Source organism: Candidatus Leptovillus gracilis (assembly GCA_016716065.1).
In the GTDB taxonomy this organism is placed as follows: Bacteria; Chloroflexota; Anaerolineae; order Promineifilales; family Promineifilaceae; genus Leptovillus; species Leptovillus gracilis.
Genome location: JADJXA010000005.1, coordinates 292,023 through 313,174 on the forward strand (window position 1 = coordinate 292,023; position 21,152 = coordinate 313,174).

Sequence of the window (21,152 nt, forward strand, 5' to 3'; positions counted from 1 at the left end):
AGTCATTCTGAGCAGAGTCTTCGGCCAGCCGGCTTCGGAGCGAAGAATCCCTATTTGTCGGTAGCCAGGGGATTCTTCCTCGAAGACTCGTCAGAATGACAGTGCTTCCAACCAAATCGTGACCATTACAAAATCGGTGTAAATCCGTTAAATCCGTGTCATCCGTGTATCCATTTCTACTTTTCCGACAGCCCGCCAGGAAGGAAAAATCGTCAATCGTTAATCGCCAATCGCCCACACTACCCCTCCCCCTCTACCACCGGCGGCACGCGGACAATGGGCACATTGGCGGTATCCCCTTCCACCGACACCGCCGCGCCAATGACCCAGCCCGGCTCGCCTGCCAGGCAGCAAAGCTGCCACCACTCACCATTTGCCGATTGTCCGACCATTTCATATCGCCCAGACTGGGTAATTTCGCCAATGATCGGATACTCAGTGCCGGGTCCCTGGCGCACGTTGAGCCGTAACACATTGACGACTACCAGGGGCACGGCCGTTGGCGGCAGTGTGGCGCTGGCTGTTGGCGCGGGGGTAAATGTGGGCGGCGGCGTTGGAAGCTGCGTGGTTGTGGCCGTGGGCACGGCCGTTGCTGTATCTATGGGTGGCTGTTCGGCCGCTGCGCTGGTCGGGGTCGTTTGTCCGGCAGGGGTTGGGCTGGGGGCATTTGTCGGGGCGATGACTAAGAGCGCGGGCGGGGTTGGCGCGCTGGCCGCTGCGCCAAAAAAGCGGCCGAAAGCCAGCAGCACGGCCGTTAGCAGCACACCGGCAGCCAACACGCCCCATACCACCCTTGTCGCCCAGCGGCGCGGTTCGGCCAGTTGGCCGCGCAGTTCAACCGGCAGCGGACCAGACGCGGCCCGGCGAAACACCGGGCACGCTTCATGGTCCGCCCCCAGGCAAAAAGCCTGTTGGTGTGCCAGGGAAACCTGTTCAGCCGGCTGGGCGTGATGGCATGTGCCCGCCGGCGATACAAACAAAAAGCGCGTCGCCGCATCGTCTGGGCTGCCCAGGTGGGGGCAGCCCTGGGTTAGTTCCGACAATGGCTGCGTAGGCAGGGGAAGCGGTAGGGATACGGCCGTTTCCAGCGGAAACGAATCGTCCACAAACTGCTCAGGCAGTCGCCCCTGCCCGGCCCCATTTTTGCCATTTTTCACACCCAAAGACATGCTGTTCCCTTTTGTAAGTCTCCTACGAAAATAGAGTTGTCAAATCTTAAAGATTTGACAACTCTAACCCTCATGAAGTCTCTAGTGTATCTGGAGCATTTACCTTGCGCAAAAGTATCTATCGCGCCCCGGCAATTCCAATTGTGGTAGGGGCAGGACGGCGCGGACAAGTAACAGCCGCAGCGGACGGCATTTTCCCGCGCCGTCTCGCCCATTTTTGCCTGAACCGGGCGAGATAGGCGGCAGCAGAGGTCTTGGAGAATGGCCGAGACAATGGCCCGCCCGTCCCGCCCCTACGAGCAGGTTCATATTTGGAATTGCTGATCGCGCCCAGGGCGATTGCCCAAAGCGTTTCATGACAATTCACCATCGGTTGGCTGCCTGACGGTATAATGCCACTGTCACAAAGTGAGCCTACGCGGTGTTTAGTGAGGTGAATTGGACACAACCGATCCCAATCCAGGACAGACCATGACTGCCTTGCCGGACAACATTCTGTCGGACAATAGACGGTTGCAACGCCTGAGCACAGGCGATGCGGCCACGTTTGAAGAGCTGTTTCACGAGCATTACGACCGCGTGTACGGGTTGTTGTTTCGGTTGCTGGGCAGCCGGGCTGAGGCCGAAGACCTGGCCCAGGAGGTTTTCCTGAAGCTGTATCATCACGCTTTCACCCACAAGCGCTTTCAGCGAGAACGAGAACACCACCTTGGCGCCTGGTTGTATCGGGTGGCGACCAACATGGGGTACAATGCCATTCGCAGCCGCCGCCGGCGCTGGCAGCGCAACGTCTACCTGGTCCCAGACGCGGCCGATGGTGCCAATACCGAGGCTGAGGTGGCGCAGCGGGAAACGGCCGTCATCGTGCGCAAAACCCTGGCAAAACTCCCCGAACGCCAGGTGCAGCTTCTGCTGCTGCGGCAGATGGGGCTAAGTTACGCCGAATGCGCCGACGTCTGCGGTGTTGCCCCTGGCTCGGTGGGCACGCTGCTGGCCCGCGCCGCGGCCGCCTTCCGCGCCGCGTATGAAGAAGAGATAGGAGGCAAATCATGAACCAGACGGAACGTGACTTGCAAGATGTGCTGGAGAAGCTGGCGACGTTGGAACCAACGGCCGTCGAAGCCCCCCGCGCCCCACGCGCCCTGGCGCAAATTCACCACCGCCTGGTTCTGGAGGAGGAAAATCGCTGGCAGCAGCGGTTCCGGCGATTCTTTGCCCCGTCACCGGCCCGCCGCCTGGCGCTGACGCTGGCTTTTGTGGTCGTGGCGCTGCTGGCGGCTTTTAGCTTGCCAACGGTGCGGGCGGCGGCCGGGGAATTTTTGGGCTTGTTCCGGGTGCAGACATTTACGGCCGTCTCCATTTCCCCGGAGCAAATTGCCTTGCTGCAACAATTAGCCAACGAAGGGTTGTCGCCAGGGCAGGTGAACATTATCCAGGAACCGGACGCGCCAACCCCGGTAGCGACTCTGGATGAAGCAGCGGCGGCGTTGGGATTCAGGCCGCGTACAGTAACCAGCCTGGGCCAGCCAACGGCCGTCCACGCCATCAGCGGTGGCCGCGGCAATTTTGTCATCAATCTGGCCGGGACCCGCGCCATTCTGCAAGCCACCGGGGCCGATCCCCTGCTGTTGCCCGACAGCCTGGATGGGGCGCGGATTGATTTAACCACCTTCGCCAGCGTGGAGCAGCAGTGGGCCAACGGCGTCTGGCTGATCCAGTCTGCCAGCCCAGAAGTAGAATACCCGGCGGAAATTGGTGATCCCACGTTGTTAGCCGAGGCGTTTCTACGTGCTTTGGGACTGGAGGCCGCCGAGGCGCGGCGGTTAGCGCGAGAGATTGATTGGACCAGCACCCTGCTGCTGCCGCTGCCGGCGGATGCCATCTCTTTCCGCGAAATTCAGGTGGATGGCAGCAGTGGTCTGGCGCTGCAAAACCTCGATGGCACGGCCAGCGCCCTGGTCTGGCAGCGGAATGGCGTTCTTTACTTGCTGCAAGGGGCCATGCCCCCAGCGGAATTGGCCGCTTTGGCGGCTTCGTTGAATTGATGGTTGGCTAACCTGTCAACCAGCCCAGCCACAAGGAACAACCTCTTGCATTCACCAGCGATTGAAACTCAGGGCTTGCGTAAGGCGTTTGGCGGCAAAACGGCCGTCACCGACCTGACCCTCACGGTGCAGCGGGGGGAAATCTTCGGTTTTCTGGGGGCCAATGGCGCCGGCAAAACCACATCGGTAAAAATGCTGCTGGGGCTGTCCAGCCCGACGGCAGGCACGGCAGCCCTGTTGGGACGGCCGTTGGGCGACCGCGCCAGCCGCGCCGCTATCGGCTATCTGCCGGAGCATTTTCGCTTTCATGAATGGCTGACGGCCGTTGAGTTTTTGGATTTACACGGCCGTTTGTACAAGATGGAAAAAACGGAACGCACGGCCGTTATCCCTGACTTGTTGGCGCTGGTGGGCCTGAGCGAGCGGGCCAATACGCGGCTGCGCGCCTTTTCTAAAGGGATGTTGCAGCGCATTGGGCTGGCTCAGGCGCTGCTGAACAGCCCGCAGTTGGTCTTTCTGGACGAGCCAACCTCTGGTCTGGACCCGCTGGGGCGGCGGTTGGTGCGCGACGTGGTAAATGGGCTGCGAGAGGAAGGAACGGCCGTCTTCCTCAACTCTCATCTGCTCAGCGAAGTGGAAAAAACCTGCGACCGCGTGGCTTTCATCCGCGATGGGGCGATTGTGGAAACCATCAGTCTGGCCGATTTTGACCAGGGCAGCCTGCGGGTGACAGTGCGCGTCGGCCAACCGACGGCGCAGTTGACGCAGGCGTTGGCCCGATTTGGCGCAGAGGTAGGGATGGATGGCAAAGACGGCCGTATCCACCTGACCCTGCCCCACGAAAGCCACCTGCCTGAACTGGCCCAATGGCTCGTCAACCAGGGCCACACCTTATACGAACTGACGCCCGAACGCCTTTCCCTGGAAGACCACTTTCTGCAAATCATCGGCCAGCCAACGGCCGTTCAGGGTTAAATAAGCGAGACTTCATGAGTGGGCTGCATCCACCACCATGAATGAAAATCGTTGCGCCACCTGGAAGGCGACGACGCGAGCAAGATACTGACGCTACATCAATCCGAAATCCGGCATGGTTCATCGAGCGGAACATCTTCTTTACAAATTGACACTAAATTGTCATGCTGAGCGGAGTCTTCGGAGCGAAGCATCCCGCTCCACCAGAAGAAGGAGATGCTTCGGAGGACCTCAGCATGACACGTTTTTTTGTTAAATTTGTAAAGCACGTGTCGCCTGAATTGAACCTTGCCCGAAATCCGAAATTCTCAAAGGAGTATTACCTTATGAATCAAGAACCTGGCCTTTCCCAACAAGTCACTACCCTCGGCGGCGGCTGCTTCTGGTGTCTGGAAGCAGTCTATGATGATTTAATCGGCGTGTCATCGGTGGTTTCCGGCTACGCTGGCGGCCACGTGCCCAACCCCACCTATGAGCAGGTTTGCGGCAAACGGACCGGCCACGCCGAAGTAGTACAGGTGACGTTTGATCCAACCGTCATCAGCTTCCAGGAGATTTTGGAGGTGTTTTTCACCATCCACGACCCGACGACGCTGAACCGGCAGGGCAACGACGTCGGCCCACAGTACCGTTCCGCTATCTTTTACCACGATGCGGCACAAAAAGAGACGGCTGCTGCCGTCATGGCCGAACTAGCCGCGGCCGGATTGTGGTCGGACCCCATCGTCACCGAAGTGACTCCCCTGGATGTGTTTTATCGCGCCGAGGATTACCACCAAAACTACTTCCAGAACAATCCGTACCAACCCTATTGTCAGTTTGTGGTCGCCCCCAAAGTTGCCAAGTTCCGCAAAAAATTCAGCCACCGGCGCAAATCGGCCGGTGGCTGATACAGCTAGTACACCTCGGCACAAAAAGCGCGCGCGTTTTTTGTTGGGCGATTTTGTAAATCGCCCCGGAACGATTTACAAAATCGTTCTACAAACGGTCGGCTTATTTCTGCCACTGTGTACTAGAATGCAGCTACAGTCTTTCTCATTCGTAGCGGAAGCGTGTGACGCCGACGATGAAAAAGAGGACGGCAAAACCACTTAACACGGCCGCTTCCGGCAAAATGTCGTTCAACCCGCCGCCGCGCAGCACCAGGTCGGTCAGGCCGCGCATGGCCCAGGTGGTGGGCAAGACATGAACGGCCGTGCGCACCGCCGGCGGAAATAACTCAATCGGGAACCAGCAGCCGCCCAACAAAGCCATCGTCATGCCCATCATGATGCTGAGGTTGTTGGCCTGTCCTTCGGTTTTGACAAACGCGCCCATCATCAGGCCAAAGGCCACCGCCGCCAGCCCAAACGTCAACAGCATGACAATCAGACCGACCGGCGAGCGCCCCCAGTTGACGCCCATTATCAGGATGCCAAAGCCGACCAACAGCGCCATTTGCACAACGGCCGTCAGATATTGCCCGGTAATCATCCCCAGCAAATAGGTCGCTTTGCGCGTTGGCGTTACCATCAGGCGGCGCAGCGTGCCATAGCGCCGTTCAAACGCCAGCAGCGCCGACGTGCCTAACAGCGGAATAAACACCCAGGTAATCAACTGCCCAGCCGACTGATGCGCCGCCTGATTATAGCTGTTGGCCTGGGTCAGGGCGGCGTCTGGTTGGGTGACAACCATGCGCGGCGGCGCGGCAGCCAACTGCGATTCGGCCAGGGTGGTGGCCTGGCGCAGGTAGGCTTGCCGGGCGGCTTCATCAGCCAGCGGCTCCAGCCGTTCGGCTTCGGCCAGGCTGGTGCGGGCGGCCAGCCAGGATTGGCTGATGCGGCTGACGGCCGTTTGCACAGCCCGGTCGGCGGCGCTGGCATTGGTGTTGTTGGGCAGTTGGCGCAGGTCCAGGACGGCCGTTTCCCCGGCCAATACTGCCGCGCCAAACCCGGCCGGAATCACCAACAGCGCCGGGGCATCCTCATCGGCGAACTTCGCCTCCGCTTCCGCCAGCGCATGTTCGGCAATACGCACCACTTCAGAAGCCGTCAGGTCTGCCAGCAAGGTATTGGCCGGTTCGCTGTTGTCCTGGTTCACCACCAGCAGCACAATCCGATTATCACCATCGCCAACCAGACTGCCACCCACGCCACCGCTGAGCAGCACGGTAAACACCAGGGGCAAAATCAAAAAGAAAAGTAGTTCAGTCCGGCTGGAAAAGCGGATAATGGTATCTTTCCAGGCCAGAGCCGTGATTTTTTGGAACATGAGACCTCCGGATTTAAGATTTGGGATTTCGGAGTAAGAGAATCGTCAATCGCCAATCGCCTTACCGCGCAATCAAAGCGCCGGAGCGGCGTTGGAAGATGATAGACGCGGCGATGAATAAAACGGCCGCCATGACAAGCAAGGCGATCAGGTCGGGGACAATGTCTGTTACCGCGCCCCCCTGGTACAAGGTAGTAAAGCCCTGGATGGCCCAGGCGTTGGGTGTAATTTTGCTGAGTTGGGCCAGAAAGCCGGTAAAAGGAATCTGCACAAAGCTGCCGCCCAAGATGCCAAAGGTAAGCATGAGCGCCGTACCAAAGCTGGCTACCTGGCCTGGCCGGTTGGCTAACGAAGCCAGCAGCAGCCCCCAGCCAGTGGCCGCCGCCGCCACCGTCACAATTAGCAGGGCGACGCCGGGTAAATTGCCCCAACGCAAATTAAACAACAGCGCGCAGGCGGCGATGAGAACGCTGACCTGGGCGACGCCCGTCAGGAAAATGCCTACCACCTTGCCGGCCAGGATTTGTGTGGTCGACGTGGGAGAAATGAGCAGGCGGGACAACGTGCCTTTGTCGCGCTCGGCCAGGATGCTGCGGCCGCCTAAGGCGACGGTGTACATCAGGAAGGCAACCGCCATGCCGGGGGCGATATAAGCCAGGAAATTGATGTTGTTGTTGGCCTGGGTCGCGGCCGTGTCGCGTTGAATTTGGATGAGCGAGGCGGCGCTGCCCTGGCTTAGCTGGCGTTGGGCCATTTCTTGCCCCAGGCGCATCAGGGTGGCAGAGTCGTTGGGCGCGATACGGCCGTTCATCACCATCTGCGTCATCGCCACGTTTACGCTCACCAGACCGGTTTCCACCTGGTAGACAAACCCCTCGACGATGCTGCTGATAACCCCGGCGCTGATGGTGCGGGCCGGATTGGCGTACACCTCAATCTGCGCCGCCTCGCCCAGGCTGCCAGCGGTGTCTGGCAAGATGCTGTTGGTAAACCCGGCGGGAATGATGACGGCCGCGGCAACCTGGTCGTCGTCTACCAATTGGCGGGCGGCGGCGGGGGAAACGGCCGTGTCTGGCATCAGCAAATCAGCCAGATCGGCCGAATAGAAGGCGTCTACCAACGCCTGACCCAACGCGCCATCATCCTCATTCACAATCACCAGGGCGATACCGGTCAGTCCGCTGCTGCCGCCGGAAAATGAGCCGGTAATCAGCCCCAGACCCAATGTCAGCACAAACGGCGCGCCCAACATCAACACCAGCGCCCCCCGGTCGCGGAATAATACAATTAAATCTTTCCAGCTAATTTGTAGAATTTTTTTCATGGTAATTTACCTTTGGGTGGGATTTAGTGTTTGGTGATGGCTCAGTCTCTTAAGGCCCGCCCGGTCAGGTGCAAGAAAACGGCTTCCAGGTTCGGCTCTTCAATTTCGATGGCCCGAATGGGCAGCCCGGCGCCGTTGGCCCGCGTGACAATGGCCGGTAAAACGGCCGCCGCTTCGCGCACCGACAGCACAATCTCGCCGTTCACCGAATTGGCCGCCAAAATGCCTTCCGTGCCGACAAACAGGTCGGCGTGGCCGTTGGCCTCATGGCCTTCACCAAAATTGAGCCGCACCGTTTCCTGGGAACCGACCACCTGTTTCAGTTCATCTTGAGTACCGAGGGCGATGAGACGGCCGTGATCCATAATGCCCACCCGGTCCGACAACTCCTCGGCCTCTTCCATGTAATGGGTGGTGTACAGCACCGTCATGCCCAGGTCGCGCAGGTCGCGCACCATGTCCAGAATGCGCCGCCGACTTTGTGGATCAATGCCCACCGTCGGTTCGTCCATAAACAGGAGCTGCGGCTTGTGCAGCAAGCCCACGGCAATGTTGATACGCCGTTTCATGCCGCCGGAATAGGTCTCCACCCGGTCGTTACCCCGATCCGCCAGATTGACCTGCTCCAGCACCTCATCCACGCGATGCTTCAGCGCCTTACCGCTCATGTTGTACATCTGGCCCCAAAAATGCAGGTTCTGGCGCGCGGTCAGCTCTTCATATAGGGCGATCTCTTGGGGAACAACGCCGATAATCTGGCGAATCGCCAGACTGTCGCGGGGAATGTCCAGCCCGGCAATGCTGGCGGAACCGGCCGTGGGTGTAAGCAGGCAGCTCAGCATAGAGATGGTGGTGGTTTTGCCGGCGCCGTTTGGCCCCAACAGACTAAAAATCTCGCCGCGCAGCACATTAAAAGAAATGCCGCACACGGCCTGGTTATTACCATAGGATTTCTGTAAATCTCTGGTTGTGAGAATCGGTTCAGACATAGATACCTCCGTCAATCGTCAATCGTCAATTAACAATGATAGAGGCAATGGGGTGGTGGGGGATGTGCTGGAAGTCATGACGCAGGTCACATTGGGCTGCATGACCGGTCATGGTTGAACGCGCGAGTCTTTTGTTGGGCGATTTTGTAAATCGTTCTACAAACTGTTGGCTTATTTCTGCCATTGTGTACTAAAAGTCAGTGTACAGTGACCAGTGTTCCGTGCGCGTTTTCCAGAGATAACGCCCACGGAACACTGGTCACTGAATGCTGCTTGCTGAACACTGATTACGGCTACCAGGGGTTTTACAGCAGCGGGCGGGGCGCGCCGCGGGTGAGCGGGTCCTGGCGTTTGGCGGTGATGTGCAGATAGCCATCCCGGTCCAGGTAGCCCAGATCGCCGGTGAACAGCCAGCCGCTGCGGCCGTCTGGGCCGGTACGCACCACCTCGGCTGTGATGACCGGCCGCTGCCAATAACCACTCATCACCTGAGGGCCGCGCACCAACACTTCGCCAATTTCGCCGACAGACAGGGCTTCTGTGCCCAGCGATACGTCAGCGATCTGTACATCGGTATCTGGCAAGGGGACGCCAACAGCGTCTGATCTGGGGTTCCTGTAGGGGTCCAACGCCACCAATCCGCCAGCCTCGGTCAGGCCATAGGCGTCGAGGAGCCGGCCGCCGGTCAGGCTCTCGAACTGTTGGCGCAGCGTCAGCGTCAGGGCGGCTTTGCTGCTCAGGGCCAGATGGATGGAAGAAAGGTTGTATTGGCGCTGTCGGCTGTGTTCGGCCACTGCCTGAAATAATTTCGGTACGCCGGGGAGGAAGGTGACGCGGTACTGCTGGATGGCTTGCAGGCTGTGGCCGATGTCGCGGGGATTGTGCATCAGGACCAGGGTAGCGGCGTTGGCGACGCTGGCGGTAAGCACGGCCGTCAGGCCAAACGAATCATAAAACGGCATCAGCGCCAGGACGGTTTCCTGGGCGGGCTGCAGCGGCAGCCAGTGGTTCGACATGGTGGCGCTGCACACCAGATTACGATGGGATAGGCTGATGCCGGGCTGATTATGGGCGTTGACGTGGGGATAGAGGATAACGGCCGTATCCGGTGGCATCACTTCCACCAGCTTCAACCGGGCCATCTTGCTGCGCAGCACCCGCCTGAACGAGAGCGTCGAAGCGCTGTTGTTCGCCTTAAACTGGCGCGGAACTGTTTCACGGCCGTTCCACTTCACCGGCCAGGGCAAAAAATCCGCCGCCTGGCTAATAACTACCTGCCGCAAGTTCGTCCGGCTGCGGATAGACTGCACGCCGGGCAAAAGTCGCTGGGGGATAATCAGCGTTTCGCTGCCAGAATCGTCCAATACGTGGGCCACATCTTCCAGGCGCGCGTTTGGATTCAGGCCGACGACAATGCCGCCAATCCGCCAAACGGCATAAGCGGCAATCACAAATTCGGCGCAGTTGGGCAGGGCAATGGCGACCCGATCCCCCTTTCTAACCTGGCGCTGCTGCAAACCGGCGGCAAAGCGATTGACCATGTTATTCAACTGCCGGTAGGTCTGGCGAGCGGCCAACTGGCGGTCGCGCAGCGGTGCGCTGGTGATGATGGCGGTACGCTTGGGGAATTTATGCGCCGCGTGCAGAAGAAAATGATCCAGTGGCAGCACCGGATACTTCAAGGATGGGGGAACTTGTGTGTCATACTGTTGCAGCCAGGGTTTATCCATCATACCTTCAGCGCGCCGCACTACAAAACTGGCGTCTTGTGCGTAACCCGATTTGGCAAAGGGTGTGTTGCAAGTGAAACGCATCCTTTGGTAAATTACGCTGCACTGGACACGGTTTCGTGCAAAAGTGTGTTACGCTTCTGATTATAAAACTTTCTTGTCTGGCGCGTAAAGGTCAGGGCAAGAATCCAATCTGGCGCAAGAGCCAATCACCGCCCCATTGGTACATGAAGATAAAAAAGCCGCAGCAGCAGCAGGTGAGCAGCAGCAGCACAACCGCCAAAATACCGACGATGCGTTTGCCGGTATTGGCGCCCGACTGCGCCTGCACCACCGGCGGTTCGGCCGCGGGGATGACTCTGGGCGCGCGCAAGCGCGGTGGGTCCGGCGTCAATTCGGCCAATTCTGGCAAGTCCGACAGGTCGGGTAGAACGGGAACGTCTGGCAAGGCCAGCAGCGGGTAGACGGGTTCATCGGCGTCCGACGACTCGCCTGGGATGGTGTCTTTGTTGGTTGTAGCGGCTTCCTCATGGAGAGGCGGCGCCTCTTCGTGCGCCGGCAGGTCGTCGAAGCTGGGGGGCAGCATCGGGTCGGTGAAGTCTGGTTCGGCGGAGGGTAGGGGTTCGGTAGCGGAAACGGCCGTTACCAGCAGTTCTCCCTTCTCATCCACCGGCGCCGGTTCGGCCAACATCGTCATCACCGCGGCGTCTTCGGCCACATCCAGCAGTTGATAAAGCAGCACCACGCCGCTGCCAATTTGCACCTCCTGGTCTGGCTCCAGCAAAATCGGCCCGGCGCTGATGTTGCGCCCAGCGACAAACGTGCCATTGGTGCTGCCCAGGTCCTCCAGGCGGTAGCCTTCTTCGGTTTCAACCAGGCGGGCGTGCAGACGAGACACTTCTGGGTCGTCTACGGTGATGTCGGCCGCCGGGTCACGCCCCAGGGTGATGACCGGCGCCGACAAGGGAATGATTCGACCAACTTGTGGCCCCTTGCGGATGATGAGCTGATACACTTTTTCTAACACGGCCGTTGCCTCCCATGAATCGCCAGCGCCAGGCCAACGAGAATTGGATATACATACATTCTCGCGCATTTTACCTGAAAACAGCAAATAAGGAACAGTTGATGGTGGGTAGTGGCAGCTTCAGCTTCGCCGGCGAAGCAGGGAGGGTAGGGCTTTGGCGATCTGAATGTCCAGGGCGAAAACCATGACTGTGTAGCCAGCCAGCCCGGCCAGGCCGCCGGCCAGCACCAGAACAATGTGATTCAGCAGACTGGTCATGGGCAGCCGTGGCAGCAGCAGGGTCATTGCGCCGTAGGCCGCCAGACCTGTGACCAGCGCCGCGCCCAACGATTTTACGGCGGCCGTGGCGATGCCATAACCGCGCAAACCGCGCAAGGAGCGGTTGAGCAGCCAGGCCATAATCAGCGTATGGACGATGTGTTTGACGGCGTCGGCGACCATCAGGCTGTATAAACCGAGGGGGCGGATGAGGGCAACGGCCGTGCCCAAGTAGACCACAATCGCCACCACCCCCACCAGGGCCGGCCGCAGGGTGTCCTTGCGCGCATATGAGGCAAAGACCAACATCTGGTCAATGGCCGCAAAGGGCAGCCCTAAGAGGTAAAATTGCAGCACCCGCGCCGTAATGAGTGTGTTGGCCGGCGTAAATTCGCCTCGCTCGAACAACAGGGCCACGATGGGCAGCGCCAGGGCATACAAACCGGCCGTCGCCGGCAAAATCAGGGTGATCACCAGCCGCAAGCCATCGGACAGGGTGTGCTTAAAATCGCCCAGGCGATTTTCCGCCTGACGCGAAAGCGTGGGCAAAATCGCCACCGACAGCGCCGTGACGACCAGCCCCAACGGAAATTGGAACAGCGTGGTGGCGTAGCGCATGTAGGCCACGCTGTCGTCGCCGGTGCGCGTCGCCAGGTTGTAGCTGAGGGCGATGGAGATTTGGGTGATGACCAGCCCGGCGACGATGGGCGCGTAGAGCTTGAGGATGCGGCGGATGGCCGGATGGCGCAGATTAAGCTGCCAGCGCAGCCGGGCGTCGCGCAGCGCCGGCAGCTGCAGCACAATTTGCAGGAAAGAGCCAATCAGCAGCCCCCAGACCAGGCTTTCTACATGGTCGGGGCGCAGCAGGGCAGCCACAACAATGGCCCCATTCAGCACGGCGCCGATGAAGGCGGGCACAGCGAAGCGTTTGAGGGCATACAGCGCCCCGCTGAGGATGCTGGCCAGGCTCATAAACAGCACCGCCGGAGTGGCCAGGCGCATGAGACGGATGGAAACGGCCGTTAACTCCGGATCGGTAAAATTACGCGCACCAATCAACCAGGCGATCTGCGGCGTAAACAGTTCCACCACCCCTACCACCAACAGCAGCAGCAGCGTGGCCGCGCTGAGTACCATGCTCAACACGCGCCACAGCTCATCGCGCCGCTCTTTGCTGGCATAATCGCTGAACACCGGGACCAGGGAGGAGTTGACCATGCCGCCGATGATCAGATCGAACAGGCTGATGGGGATGTAAGCGGCGATTTCGTAAGCGGCCAACAGGCCAGACGCGCCAAAAGCGTTGGCTTTTACCGTTTCCCGTACCAACCCCAACATGCGGCTGACCACGTTGCCAGCCGCCAGGATGGCCGCAGCCTTGACCACGCCGCCATCTTCACGGATGGAGTCGGGGATGGGCTGCTCTTCCAGTGCTCTGTCTGTGGGTTCTAGCAAAATGCGTCCTGATCTTCACTGTTGTATCAGGGGCATTCTAACCGATGGGTGGATGGGGGGCAATAAGTGGTGGGGTAAGCGTTCATCCCCCTCTCTGGACCTCCCCCGAAGAGGGAGGGAACTTGCTTCCTCTCCCTCTGGGAGAGGGTTGGGGGGAGGGTAAGAGGGCTGAACGGATACTGGCGGGGTACAGGAAACGGGATACGGGATACGGTGGTCACGCCTCTTTGATCAAGCCGGTGCGGTACGCGCCCAGCAGTTCTTTCAGGCTGTCTATGCGCTGCTGAATCAGCCGCCCCTCGTCGGTGTCCTTCACGCGGATGCGCAGGCGGTTGCGTTCCAGGATTTCCGTTTGTGTTTGCATATCAATCCCTTCTTCAATCGCCAACTGCTGCGATTCAAACGGTTCGTGGGAGGCCAACAGCAGCCCGTAGGAGTTGAAGATGAGCGTGTAACCGGCAATGCCGGTGATTTTGTGGTACGCCTTGGCCAGCCCGCCATCTATCACCAACAGCTTGCCACCCGCTTTGATAGGGCTTTCCCCCTTGCGCACCTGCACCGGCACGTGGCCGTTGATGATGTGGGCTGTGTCCGGGTCTAGCCCAAATTCGCGTAGGATTCTAACGGCCGTTTCCTCCCGATCCCGCCAGGCAAAATAAGCATTCTTCTCTTCCTTGTGCGTGCTTTCAGCGGCGATGAAATATCGCTCAAAGGTCGCCATTTTGTTTTTGCCAAAAATGGGCGATTTGGCCCCGCTCCACAGATACCACATCACATCCTGGCCGTAGCGTTTTTCGTCCGGGTCGGCGCTGAAATACCCCTGCCGCGCCAACCGGTCCAGGCGGTCTACAAACGCCCGGCCGGCATATTCCTGCCCGCCAACCCGCGCCGACATAAAGGAACCATCCTCTTCCATGGCGATGCAGCCGTGGTAGAGCAAATTGCCGTTGTACACCAGATACATGCTCCCCCGCGAAAAGAGAAAACGCACATGCTGCTGCAACTTTTCGCTGATGGCGAAGGATTGCTGCAGCCGGGCGACGGTATTGGCTTCGTCGGGCGTTAACTCATAGGGGTTGGCCGGGTCCACGGTGGGGAAATGGGTGTCTAGCAAGGGGTAGCTACGGCCGTCTACCAGCGCCGTGCCCGTTTCGCCATCAATCTTGTCCAACAACAGCCGGTCTTGCATCTCAAAATGCGGCCGTCGCTGAATAATTTGCGCCTCCAGCTTCAGTTGAATGATGGCAATCGCCTTGTGCATCTTTGCCATCAACTGAATCTCGTTGTGGGTAAACTGCGCCTCGCCGCTAATTTTAGGCTGGAAACGATGGCACGGGTCGCTGCCATACATATCCATGGCAAAGGTCGCCAACGGCAGCATACTGATGGCGTAGCCATTCTCCAACGTCTCCATGTTGGCATAACGCAGCGCCGTGCGAATGACGTTGGCGATGCACGCCGCGCTGCCGGCCGCCGCCCCCATCCACACAATGTCATGATTGCCCCATTGAATATCCAGCTCATGGTAAGCCATCAGCGTATCCATGATGATGTGCGCCCCAGGGCCGCGATCATACACATCGCCGATGACATGCAGGCGGGCAATCGCCAGCCGCTGAATCAATTCCGACAAAGCGACGATAAAGTCATTGGCCTGCCCAATGGCGATGATGGTTTCGATGATGCGTCGGTAATAATCTAACTTATTGTCGCTGCCTTCTTGCTCATGCAGCAGCTCTTCGATGATATTGGCAAACCCGGCCGGCAGGGCGGCGCGCACGTCGGCGCGGGTGTATTTGGAGGCCAGGTTGCGGCATAAGCGGATCAGGCGAAAGAGGGTGATGCGATACCAGGCATCGGGATTGCCAGTTTTGTCCAGTATATGGGCCAGCTTTTTTTCCGGGTAGTAGATCAGCGTCGCCAGGTCTCGTTTTTCCTGCTCGGTCAGGTCGTAGACGAATAATTCATCTATGCGCCGCTTGATGGAACCGGAGCCATTTTTGAGGACGTGGAGGAAGGCTTCGTATTCGCCGTGAATGTCGGAGACGAAATGTTCTGTGCCTTTGGGGAGCTGCAACTTGGCGCTGAGGTCAATGATTTCCGTGGAGGCGGCGCGGATGGTGGGATACTGCCGGGCCAATAAGGTGAGGTAGGCTAATTTTTCGGCGGAAACGTCCATGTCTGTTTAACTCCCAACTCCCGATTATCCATTATGGAATCAACTGTTGGCGCTGCCAATGGCCGTCTGCCTGCCAGGTAAATGCCATGCGGTCTGGGATGTGGTCAGGCTGTTCCTGCCAAAACTCATAGCGATACGGTTCCAGGCGGTAGCCGCCCCAGGCGCCTGGCAGCGGAATCTGGCCCGCCTGGAATCTCTGTTTCAGTTGGGCCAGCATGTCTTGCAGCGCGGCGCGGGACGAAACGGCCCCGCCGGACTGGGTGAGCCAGGCGCCAAGCTGGCTGCTGCGCGGCCGGGTGGCAAAATAACGCCATACATCGCCGCTGGGTAGGGGCACAGCCGTTCCCTGTATGCGCACTTGCCGCCGCAAAGCCAGCCAGGGAAACAGCAGCGCCGCCTGTGGGTGGGCCGCCAGGTCTTGGGCTTTTTGCGTTTCCAGGCCGGTGTAAAAGACAAAACCGGTGGCGTCAAAACTACGCAGCAGCATCAACCGCGACGATGCCTCGCCATCAGCCGAGACGGTGGACAACACCATGGCATTGGGCTGCGGCAGATTGTGGCTCTGCGCTTCGTCGTACCAGGCAGCAAACAAGGCCAGCGGATCAACGGCGGCGGGTGAAGTTGTTGACAAGGCCAGGGGACAAAAAAACGGCCGTCCAGGAAACCAACTTAGCTCCCAGACGGCCGTTTACGAGGTGTTTGTGTGCGTAATTCGTCTGATTGCGCAGACGTTAATTACTTACCAACGGCGGCCACCACTATCTCTGTCCGAGTAATCATTGCGACGGCCGTAACCACCACCGCTGTCACTCCGACCGCCACCGCCACGGCTGTCACTACGACCACCACCGCCACGGCTGTCACTACGACCACCACCACCACGGCTGTCGCCGCCACGATTGCCGCCGCCACCGCTGCGTTCTTCACGGGGGCGCGCTTCGTTGACGCGCAAATTACGGCCACCAATCTCTTTGCCGTCTAAAGCAGCAATCGCTGCATCAGCCGCAGAAGGGGCCATCTCGACGAAGCAGAAACCACGAAAACGGCCGGTATCCCGGTCGTTAATCATGGCGACTGATTCAACCTCACCATATTCCGAAAACAGGTCACGAACATCTTCTTCTGTGGCCGAGAACGACAAATTCCCTACGTAAACTTTCTTTGCCAAGGTGATACTCTCTCCAAATTAAGGTCCAGTCTGAAACACAACCAATGGCTGCGCAAACCTGGGTAAAAAATAACCAACGAACGAGTTAAGGATAACGATATTTTTTTGATTTGTCCACTAAATCATCAAATGATGCTAAAATCCTGTTCGCTTCCGTTGCAAATTTTGGGTTGGAAGCGTGACAAGGGTCAAAAAAGACCAAATTGTCTGCATTATAGAGTATGTCTATGGCTTATTGTCACCTGGAATGTCTATTCCGACCGGAGCAGGAAACACGTAGTCCGGTGGTTTTTGTTCACGGGTTCCCCGATTCACCGGAGATGTGGCGGGCGTATACGGCCCCGGCAGAACGGGAACGGCCGTGGTTGGCCGGCCGGGCTATTTACACCTTTGCCTTCCCCAATCGCCAAACACGCCCGGAGCCGATCCCATCCTGGCGTGACGTGCGCCGGGGCGTGCTGGACGATGAACTGGCCGCCGCCTTTACCGAGGTGATCACCAGCAGCCCGACGGGACAAATCATTCCCATTGTCCATGATCTGGGAGCGACGGCCACCTGGCGTTATGCGCGCCGCCGCCGCGGACAGGTGGCGTTTGAGAAGCTGGTCAGCTTTTCGGTGGGCGCGTGGCTGCGTTATGATCTGGCGGAGCATGGGCTGCGGGCGTTCACCTGGTTGTATCAGGTAATTTATATTGCGCCGTATACGACACGGTTACGGCCGTTGCAAAATCTGCTGGCGTTCCTCCTGACCCGCGCCGCCGGCTATCAGTCCGACAGCGCCGCCGAGGTGTGGCGCGACACGTACCATTATTGGGAAGGCTGGCTGTGGCCGCTGCGCCTGCCGTTTTATCTGTTAGGCGCGGGCTGGGAACGGCCGTTTCTCAATTTCCCCTTCCCCGTTTTGTTCATGCGCAGCCAGATAGACCGCATTGCCACCACTGAAGCCTTCGAGGTGGAATTGCAGCGCCGCCCCGACTGCCGCTGCATCGTCCTGCCGGATGTCACCCATTGGTTCCCGGAACAGCGGCCGGAGTTGGTCCTGCCAGAGTTACGCGCTTTTTTGCATGATGAGTGAAGAATTCCCCACGCCGCCCCTTAACCATGTGCGCCGCCAGGACCGGGCGGTGAGCGATGAAACCTGGCTGCGCGCCCTGCTGCACCGCGCCCCCATAGGCTACCTGGCGACACAGCACGACGGCCAGCCCTTCATCAACAGCAATCTGTTTGTCTATGACGAGGCCGCCCATGTGGTGTACATGCACACCGCCAAAACCGGGCGCACGCCAACCAACGTGGCCGATAACGGCCGTTTCTGTTTCACCGTCACGGAGATGGGGCGGCTGCTGCCGGCCGCGGTGGCTCTGGAATTTAGCGTGGAATATGCCAGCGTGGTGCTGTTTGGCACGGCCGTTCTCGTCAGCGACGAAGCCGAGGCGACTTATGGGCTGCAGCGGCTGCTGGACAAATACGCGCCGCACCTGACGCCGGGTCAGGATTATCGCCCGCCGGTGGCCGAGGAGTTGAAGCGCACGGCCGTTTTCCGCCTGAACATCGAAAGCTGGAGCGGCAAAAAGAAAGAGGTCGCCGCCGATTTTCCGGGGGCATATGCGTATGAATCGGCGACTGGCAAAATGGGATGACGCCAGATTCTTCGCCTCCGGCCATCCCGCCCTTTCAACTGCGCCAATGCGCCAATGATGCCTGCCGTTTCCGTTTTCCGCTAACAGATAAACGCGTAACCGGTGAACGCTGTCCCGCTTGCGGCGCGGCTGCCAGGTTGGTCGCCATCTATACCAGCGCGGCGCCACCGTCGGCTGCGCCGGTTCAACGTCATGTCGAGGCGCTGCTGGACAACATTCGCAGCATCTATAACGTCGGCTCCATGCTGCGCACGGCCGATGGGGCCGGGCTGCGCCACTTGCACCTGGGTGGCATCACCCCGCCGCCGGACCATCCCAAAGTGACCAAGACAGCGTTGGGCGCGGAACAGGCGGTGGGTTGGACGCGCTGGAATAATGGGTTGGAAACGGCCGTTGCCCTGCAGCAGCGTGGTTATTTGTTATGGGCGTTAGAAGGCGCGCCAGACGCCGCACCGCTGTGGGCAGCAGTTGTGCCGCCGCAAACCCCCATCCTGCTCATCGTCGGCAACGAAATTGCTGGCGTAGACCCCGAAATTTTGGTCCTTTGCGATAAGGTTCTCTACATCCCCATGCACGGCGTTAAACATTCGCTCAACGTTGCCTCCGCCTTTGCCATCGCCGCCTACCACCTGACGCATAGTGTTGGTTTGGGTTGGCTGGTTGGTTAAACACCGTATTCGGTAATCCGTAATCCGTATTCCGTAGTGGCGCGACCTCTGGCAAATGCTAACGGAAAACGGCATACGGACTTCGGTTTACGGCTACTAGCTAACCACCCGCAACACCTGGAGAACAACCCTATGATCAACGACTTTATCACCTGGATCGGCGAACGGCCGCATGAGCGATTTCGGACAGTGTGGACGGCCGTTTCCTCGGCCGGTCTGGTGGCTGTCAGTTTATGGCCGGAGCGAGAGCGCATCGAAGCGGAAGTGGTGCGGCTGACCGGGCGCGCGCCGCTGTATGATGTGGCCCAGACAACGGCCGTTTTGGACCAGTTAGACGAATATTGGCACGGCCGTCGGCAAACCTTCAACGTGCCCATCAACTGGGCGGTCATGACGCCATTCCAGCAAACCGCCCTGCGCGCCGTGGCGGCCATCCCCTACGGCCAATATCTAACCTACGCCGATGTGGCCGGGCGTATCGGCCAACCCCAGGCGGTGCGCGCCGTCGGCCGGGCCAACGCCACCAACCCTATGCCGGTGATTATTCCCTGCCATCGCGTGCTAGGCAGCGACGGCCGTTTGCACGGCTACGGCGGTCCCGGTGGGCTGGAAACCAAAGCGTGGCTGCTGCGGCTGGAAGGCGCGTGGCTGCTCTAGGAACAGCGTTCAGTGTTCGGTATTCAGTGCGTGGTTATCAGAAGCCGCGCTTACTGAAAACTGGTCACTGAATACTGAACACGATTTCGTGGCGTGGCCGGCTCTCGCTGCTGTCGCGCCAGGGTGATGAGCGTCCCGCCTGTTTCGGCCGGCGATGCCGGTAAGCGCTGGTAAAATGCCCGGTGATCAGGCCGGGTCCTGCCCTGGGCGTCTGTTAACGACAGACGCCAGGGGGCTTTGGTCTGGATGGTGTCGTGCAGCTCGATTTGGGTGTGCTGCGGGCCAAATTCCCAGATTTCCAGGTGTGACGGCCGTTCAAACCCCGCCGCCAACAGTGGCAGAATCGCGCCGGGCCGTCCACGGGCTGCCTGCTGGCTTTCCCGATAATCCAGCAAAAGCACGTCGGGTCCAAATCCGGCTACCTCATAAGCCACAAAATCAACCTGCCGATCCAGAAACCGCAAGACGTGGGGCGAAGGGATGTGCAGTCCGGCTGCGCCAGAGAAGATGAGCCTTGTCATTGCTACCTCCATGTCGGAAAAAGTCAGGACGCCCGAATAAGGGAAGTTTGGCGCTTTTTGTTCTTCCAACTTGTATTACCAGACAAGTTTAGCACATGTGTTCTATTATTTCAACCAGCAAAACAAGCGCCTGGCCGCTGAAATGAAGCGCACCCAATGAAATACGCCCATAATCGGGAAGGCAACCCGTCTGGCGCTCTGCTATAATTCGTGGCGGTTCTCTGAGTTGATAACCATTATTGGTTGTGAATGAATTCTTTATCCCCTGGCAGCAGGCTGCCCAAGAGCAGACGCATGATGCACAACGCAACGGCCGTCACCCATTGGCTGGCTGAACGGCTCCATGACCTGACGCTGTGGCCCATCAACCTGGTGCGTGATATGCCCATCCGGTTGAGCCGACTGCTGCAAACCGTGTGGGGCGGCGCACGGGGGCTGGTTTTTCTGCTGCCAGAGTGGCGGCAGGCCTGGCGCATGGGACAAACGGCCGTCTGGCGTCGGCAAAAAATGGGCCAGGTGGCCGGTGGCCTGCACTGCCTGGTCGCCCACACGTTCGATCTGCTGGGCGGGCCGGAAATCGCCCAGTTTTTCATGCACCTATTCACCCCCACCACACCATTGACCGGCGCGGAAATTGGCCTGATTGCCGGCGTATTGGGGCCGGAGGCGCTGCGTTTTAGCGACGTGCGCGTGGCCGAAGGCGGTTTGTTGGACCTGGTATTTAAACACAATGGCAGCCTGGCCTTCGCCACCTGGCGCACCATCAATCTGCCGCGACACGGCCGTCATAGGCGGGCCAATTTGCCTCTTGTGGTGCATGAGTTGACGCACGTTTACCAGTATGAGCGCGTGGGCACGCGCTACCTGGGCGAAGCCATTTATGCGCTTATCAAGACGCGGCGAGATTGTTACAATTACGGTGGAGTTGCCGGGTTAGACAGCGCCTGTGCCGCCGGTAGGCAATTTTGCCATTTCAACCGGGAGCAGCAAGCGCAAATCACCCAAGATTATTTCGATTTACGCGCAAAAGGTTCTGATGTGACTGCTTATGAACCGTTTATGGTCCAGGTACGCGCCGGTAAACTGTAGTTGGCGT

20 protein-coding genes are annotated in these 21,152 nt (G+C 59.1%); 9 read left to right on the top strand and 11 right to left on the bottom strand.

Annotated features, from left to right (window positions below):
- Positions 1-239 precede the first annotated feature (239 nt).
- Positions 240-1,169, bottom strand: a complete 930-nt coding sequence (locus IPM39_15925) for a hypothetical protein (GenBank protein ID MBK8987538.1) — start codon at positions 1,167-1,169, stop codon at positions 240-242.
- Between the two features lie 471 nt (positions 1,170-1,640).
- Here IPM39_15925 and IPM39_15930 point away from each other — a divergent pair, with 471 nt between their 5' ends.
- The 4 genes from IPM39_15930 to msrA all read left to right on the top strand — a co-directional run bounded on the left by IPM39_15930 (position 1,641) and on the right by msrA (position 5,079).
- The gene (locus IPM39_15930) at positions 1,641-2,222 is read left to right on the top strand and encodes a sigma-70 family RNA polymerase sigma factor (protein MBK8987539.1); all 582 of its coding nucleotides are present in this window, start codon (positions 1,641-1,643) and stop codon (positions 2,220-2,222) included.
- Positions 2,219-3,214 carry a hypothetical protein gene (locus IPM39_15935; protein ID MBK8987540.1) on the top strand — a complete coding sequence of 332 codons (996 nt, stop codon included), beginning with the start codon at positions 2,219-2,221 and terminating at the stop codon, positions 3,212-3,214. The genes IPM39_15930 and IPM39_15935 overlap by 4 nt, the downstream gene beginning before the upstream one ends.
- 45 nt (positions 3,215-3,259) lie before the next feature.
- Positions 3,260-4,189, top strand: a complete 930-nt coding sequence (locus tag IPM39_15940; protein ID MBK8987541.1) for an ABC transporter ATP-binding protein — start codon at positions 3,260-3,262, stop codon at positions 4,187-4,189.
- A 326-nt stretch (positions 4,190-4,515) separates the two neighbouring features.
- A complete protein-coding gene (gene msrA / locus IPM39_15945; protein MBK8987542.1) occupies positions 4,516-5,079 on the top strand; it encodes a peptide-methionine (S)-S-oxide reductase MsrA in 564 nt (187 codons plus the stop codon).
- Positions 5,080-5,224: 145 nt separating this feature from the next.
- Here msrA and IPM39_15950 read toward each other — a convergent pair whose 3' ends face one another.
- The 9 genes from IPM39_15950 to IPM39_15990 form a co-directional block, all read right to left on the bottom strand.
- Complete coding sequence (locus IPM39_15950) at positions 5,225-6,439, bottom strand: ABC transporter permease (GenBank protein ID MBK8987543.1); 1,215 nt, start codon at positions 6,437-6,439, stop codon at positions 5,225-5,227.
- A gap of 61 nt (positions 6,440-6,500) precedes the next feature.
- On the bottom strand, positions 6,501-7,763 hold the full coding sequence (locus IPM39_15955) for an ABC transporter permease (protein ID MBK8987544.1): 1,263 nt from the start codon (positions 7,761-7,763) through the stop codon (positions 6,501-6,503).
- A 41-nt stretch (positions 7,764-7,804) separates the two neighbouring features.
- A complete protein-coding gene (locus IPM39_15960) occupies positions 7,805-8,752 on the bottom strand; it encodes an ATP-binding cassette domain-containing protein (GenBank protein ID MBK8987545.1) in 948 nt (315 codons plus the stop codon).
- Positions 8,753-9,057: 305 nt separating this feature from the next.
- Positions 9,058-10,485 carry an AMP-binding protein gene (locus IPM39_15965; protein ID MBK8987546.1) on the bottom strand — a complete coding sequence of 476 codons (1,428 nt, stop codon included), beginning with the start codon at positions 10,483-10,485 and terminating at the stop codon, positions 9,058-9,060.
- 172 nt (positions 10,486-10,657) lie between these two features.
- Positions 10,658-11,509 (bottom strand): FHA domain-containing protein, encoded by an 852-nt coding sequence (locus IPM39_15970; protein MBK8987547.1) that lies wholly within the window; start codon positions 11,507-11,509, stop codon positions 10,658-10,660.
- A gap of 120 nt (positions 11,510-11,629) precedes the next feature.
- Positions 11,630-13,222, bottom strand: a complete 1,593-nt coding sequence (gene murJ / locus IPM39_15975) for a murein biosynthesis integral membrane protein MurJ (protein MBK8987548.1) — start codon at positions 13,220-13,222, stop codon at positions 11,630-11,632.
- Between the two features lie 217 nt (positions 13,223-13,439).
- A complete protein-coding gene (locus IPM39_15980) occupies positions 13,440-15,401 on the bottom strand; it encodes a fructose-1,6-bisphosphatase (protein MBK8987549.1) in 1,962 nt (653 codons plus the stop codon).
- Positions 15,402-15,432: 31 nt separating this feature from the next.
- Entirely contained in the window at positions 15,433-16,032 is a 600-nt protein-coding gene (pdxH, locus tag IPM39_15985) for a pyridoxamine 5'-phosphate oxidase (GenBank protein MBK8987550.1), read from the bottom strand.
- Positions 16,033-16,140: 108 nt separating this feature from the next.
- Positions 16,141-16,569: an RNA-binding protein gene (locus tag IPM39_15990; GenBank protein ID MBK8987551.1), complete on the bottom strand. Its 429-nt coding sequence runs from the start codon at positions 16,567-16,569 to the stop codon at positions 16,141-16,143.
- 227 nt (positions 16,570-16,796) lie between these two features.
- Here IPM39_15990 and IPM39_15995 point away from each other — a divergent pair, with 227 nt between their 5' ends.
- From IPM39_15995 to IPM39_16010, 4 genes are all read left to right on the top strand, one after another.
- Positions 16,797-17,645, top strand: coding sequence for an alpha/beta hydrolase (locus IPM39_15995; protein MBK8987552.1), 849 nt, complete (start codon positions 16,797-16,799; stop codon positions 17,643-17,645).
- Positions 17,635-18,210, top strand: a complete 576-nt coding sequence (locus IPM39_16000; GenBank protein MBK8987553.1) for a pyridoxamine 5'-phosphate oxidase family protein — start codon at positions 17,635-17,637, stop codon at positions 18,208-18,210. Before IPM39_15995 ends, IPM39_16000 begins: the two co-directional genes overlap by 11 nt.
- Positions 18,207-18,878 carry a TrmH family RNA methyltransferase gene (locus tag IPM39_16005; protein ID MBK8987554.1) on the top strand — a complete coding sequence of 224 codons (672 nt, stop codon included), beginning with the start codon at positions 18,207-18,209 and terminating at the stop codon, positions 18,876-18,878. Before IPM39_16000 ends, IPM39_16005 begins: the two co-directional genes overlap by 4 nt.
- Before the next feature lie 132 nt (positions 18,879-19,010).
- The gene (locus IPM39_16010; protein MBK8987555.1) at positions 19,011-19,535 is read left to right on the top strand and encodes a methylated-DNA--[protein]-cysteine S-methyltransferase; all 525 of its coding nucleotides are present in this window, start codon (positions 19,011-19,013) and stop codon (positions 19,533-19,535) included.
- A gap of 50 nt (positions 19,536-19,585) precedes the next feature.
- Here the strand turns inward: IPM39_16010 and IPM39_16015 are convergent, their stop codons facing one another.
- Positions 19,586-20,056 (bottom strand): hypothetical protein, encoded by a 471-nt coding sequence (locus tag IPM39_16015; GenBank protein ID MBK8987556.1) that lies wholly within the window; start codon positions 20,054-20,056, stop codon positions 19,586-19,588.
- Positions 20,057-20,350: 294 nt separating this feature from the next.
- Between IPM39_16015 and IPM39_16020 the strand changes: the two genes are divergently transcribed.
- The gene (locus tag IPM39_16020) at positions 20,351-21,145 is read left to right on the top strand and encodes a DUF4157 domain-containing protein (protein MBK8987557.1); all 795 of its coding nucleotides are present in this window, start codon (positions 20,351-20,353) and stop codon (positions 21,143-21,145) included.
- The last annotated feature ends 7 nt before the right edge of the window (positions 21,146-21,152 follow it).

What these genes read in the sequence shown, in the direction of transcription:
- IPM39_15925 (MBK8987538.1), bottom strand. Translation starts at nt 1,169, where the DNA reads ATGTCTTTGGGTGTGAAAAATGGCAAAAATGGGGCCGGGCAGGGGCGA.
- IPM39_16010 (MBK8987555.1), top strand. Translation starts at nt 19,011, where the DNA reads ATGATCAACGACTTTATCACCTGGATCGGCGAACGGCCGCATGAGCGA.
- IPM39_16015 (MBK8987556.1), bottom strand. Translation starts at nt 20,056, where the DNA reads ATGACAAGGCTCATCTTCTCTGGCGCAGCCGGACTGCACATCCCTTCG.
- IPM39_15950 (MBK8987543.1), bottom strand. Translation starts at nt 6,439, where the DNA reads ATGTTCCAAAAAATCACGGCTCTGGCCTGGAAAGATACCATTATCCGC.
- IPM39_15995 (MBK8987552.1), top strand. Translation starts at nt 16,797, where the DNA reads ATGGCTTATTGTCACCTGGAATGTCTATTCCGACCGGAGCAGGAAACA.
- IPM39_15955 (MBK8987544.1), bottom strand. Translation starts at nt 7,763, where the DNA reads ATGAAAAAAATTCTACAAATTAGCTGGAAAGATTTAATTGTATTATTC.
- msrA (MBK8987542.1), top strand. Translation starts at nt 4,516, where the DNA reads ATGAATCAAGAACCTGGCCTTTCCCAACAAGTCACTACCCTCGGCGGC.
- IPM39_16000 (MBK8987553.1), top strand. Translation starts at nt 17,635, where the DNA reads ATGATGAGTGAAGAATTCCCCACGCCGCCCCTTAACCATGTGCGCCGC.
- IPM39_15965 (MBK8987546.1), bottom strand. Translation starts at nt 10,485, where the DNA reads ATGATGGATAAACCCTGGCTGCAACAGTATGACACACAAGTTCCCCCA.
- IPM39_15960 (MBK8987545.1), bottom strand. Translation starts at nt 8,752, where the DNA reads ATGTCTGAACCGATTCTCACAACCAGAGATTTACAGAAATCCTATGGT.
- IPM39_15935 (MBK8987540.1), top strand. Translation starts at nt 2,219, where the DNA reads ATGAACCAGACGGAACGTGACTTGCAAGATGTGCTGGAGAAGCTGGCG.
- IPM39_15930 (MBK8987539.1), top strand. Translation starts at nt 1,641, where the DNA reads ATGACTGCCTTGCCGGACAACATTCTGTCGGACAATAGACGGTTGCAA.
- IPM39_16005 (MBK8987554.1), top strand. Translation starts at nt 18,207, where the DNA reads ATGACGCCAGATTCTTCGCCTCCGGCCATCCCGCCCTTTCAACTGCGC.
- IPM39_15980 (MBK8987549.1), bottom strand. Translation starts at nt 15,401, where the DNA reads ATGGACGTTTCCGCCGAAAAATTAGCCTACCTCACCTTATTGGCCCGG.
- IPM39_16020 (MBK8987557.1), top strand. Translation starts at nt 20,351, where the DNA reads ATGATGCACAACGCAACGGCCGTCACCCATTGGCTGGCTGAACGGCTC.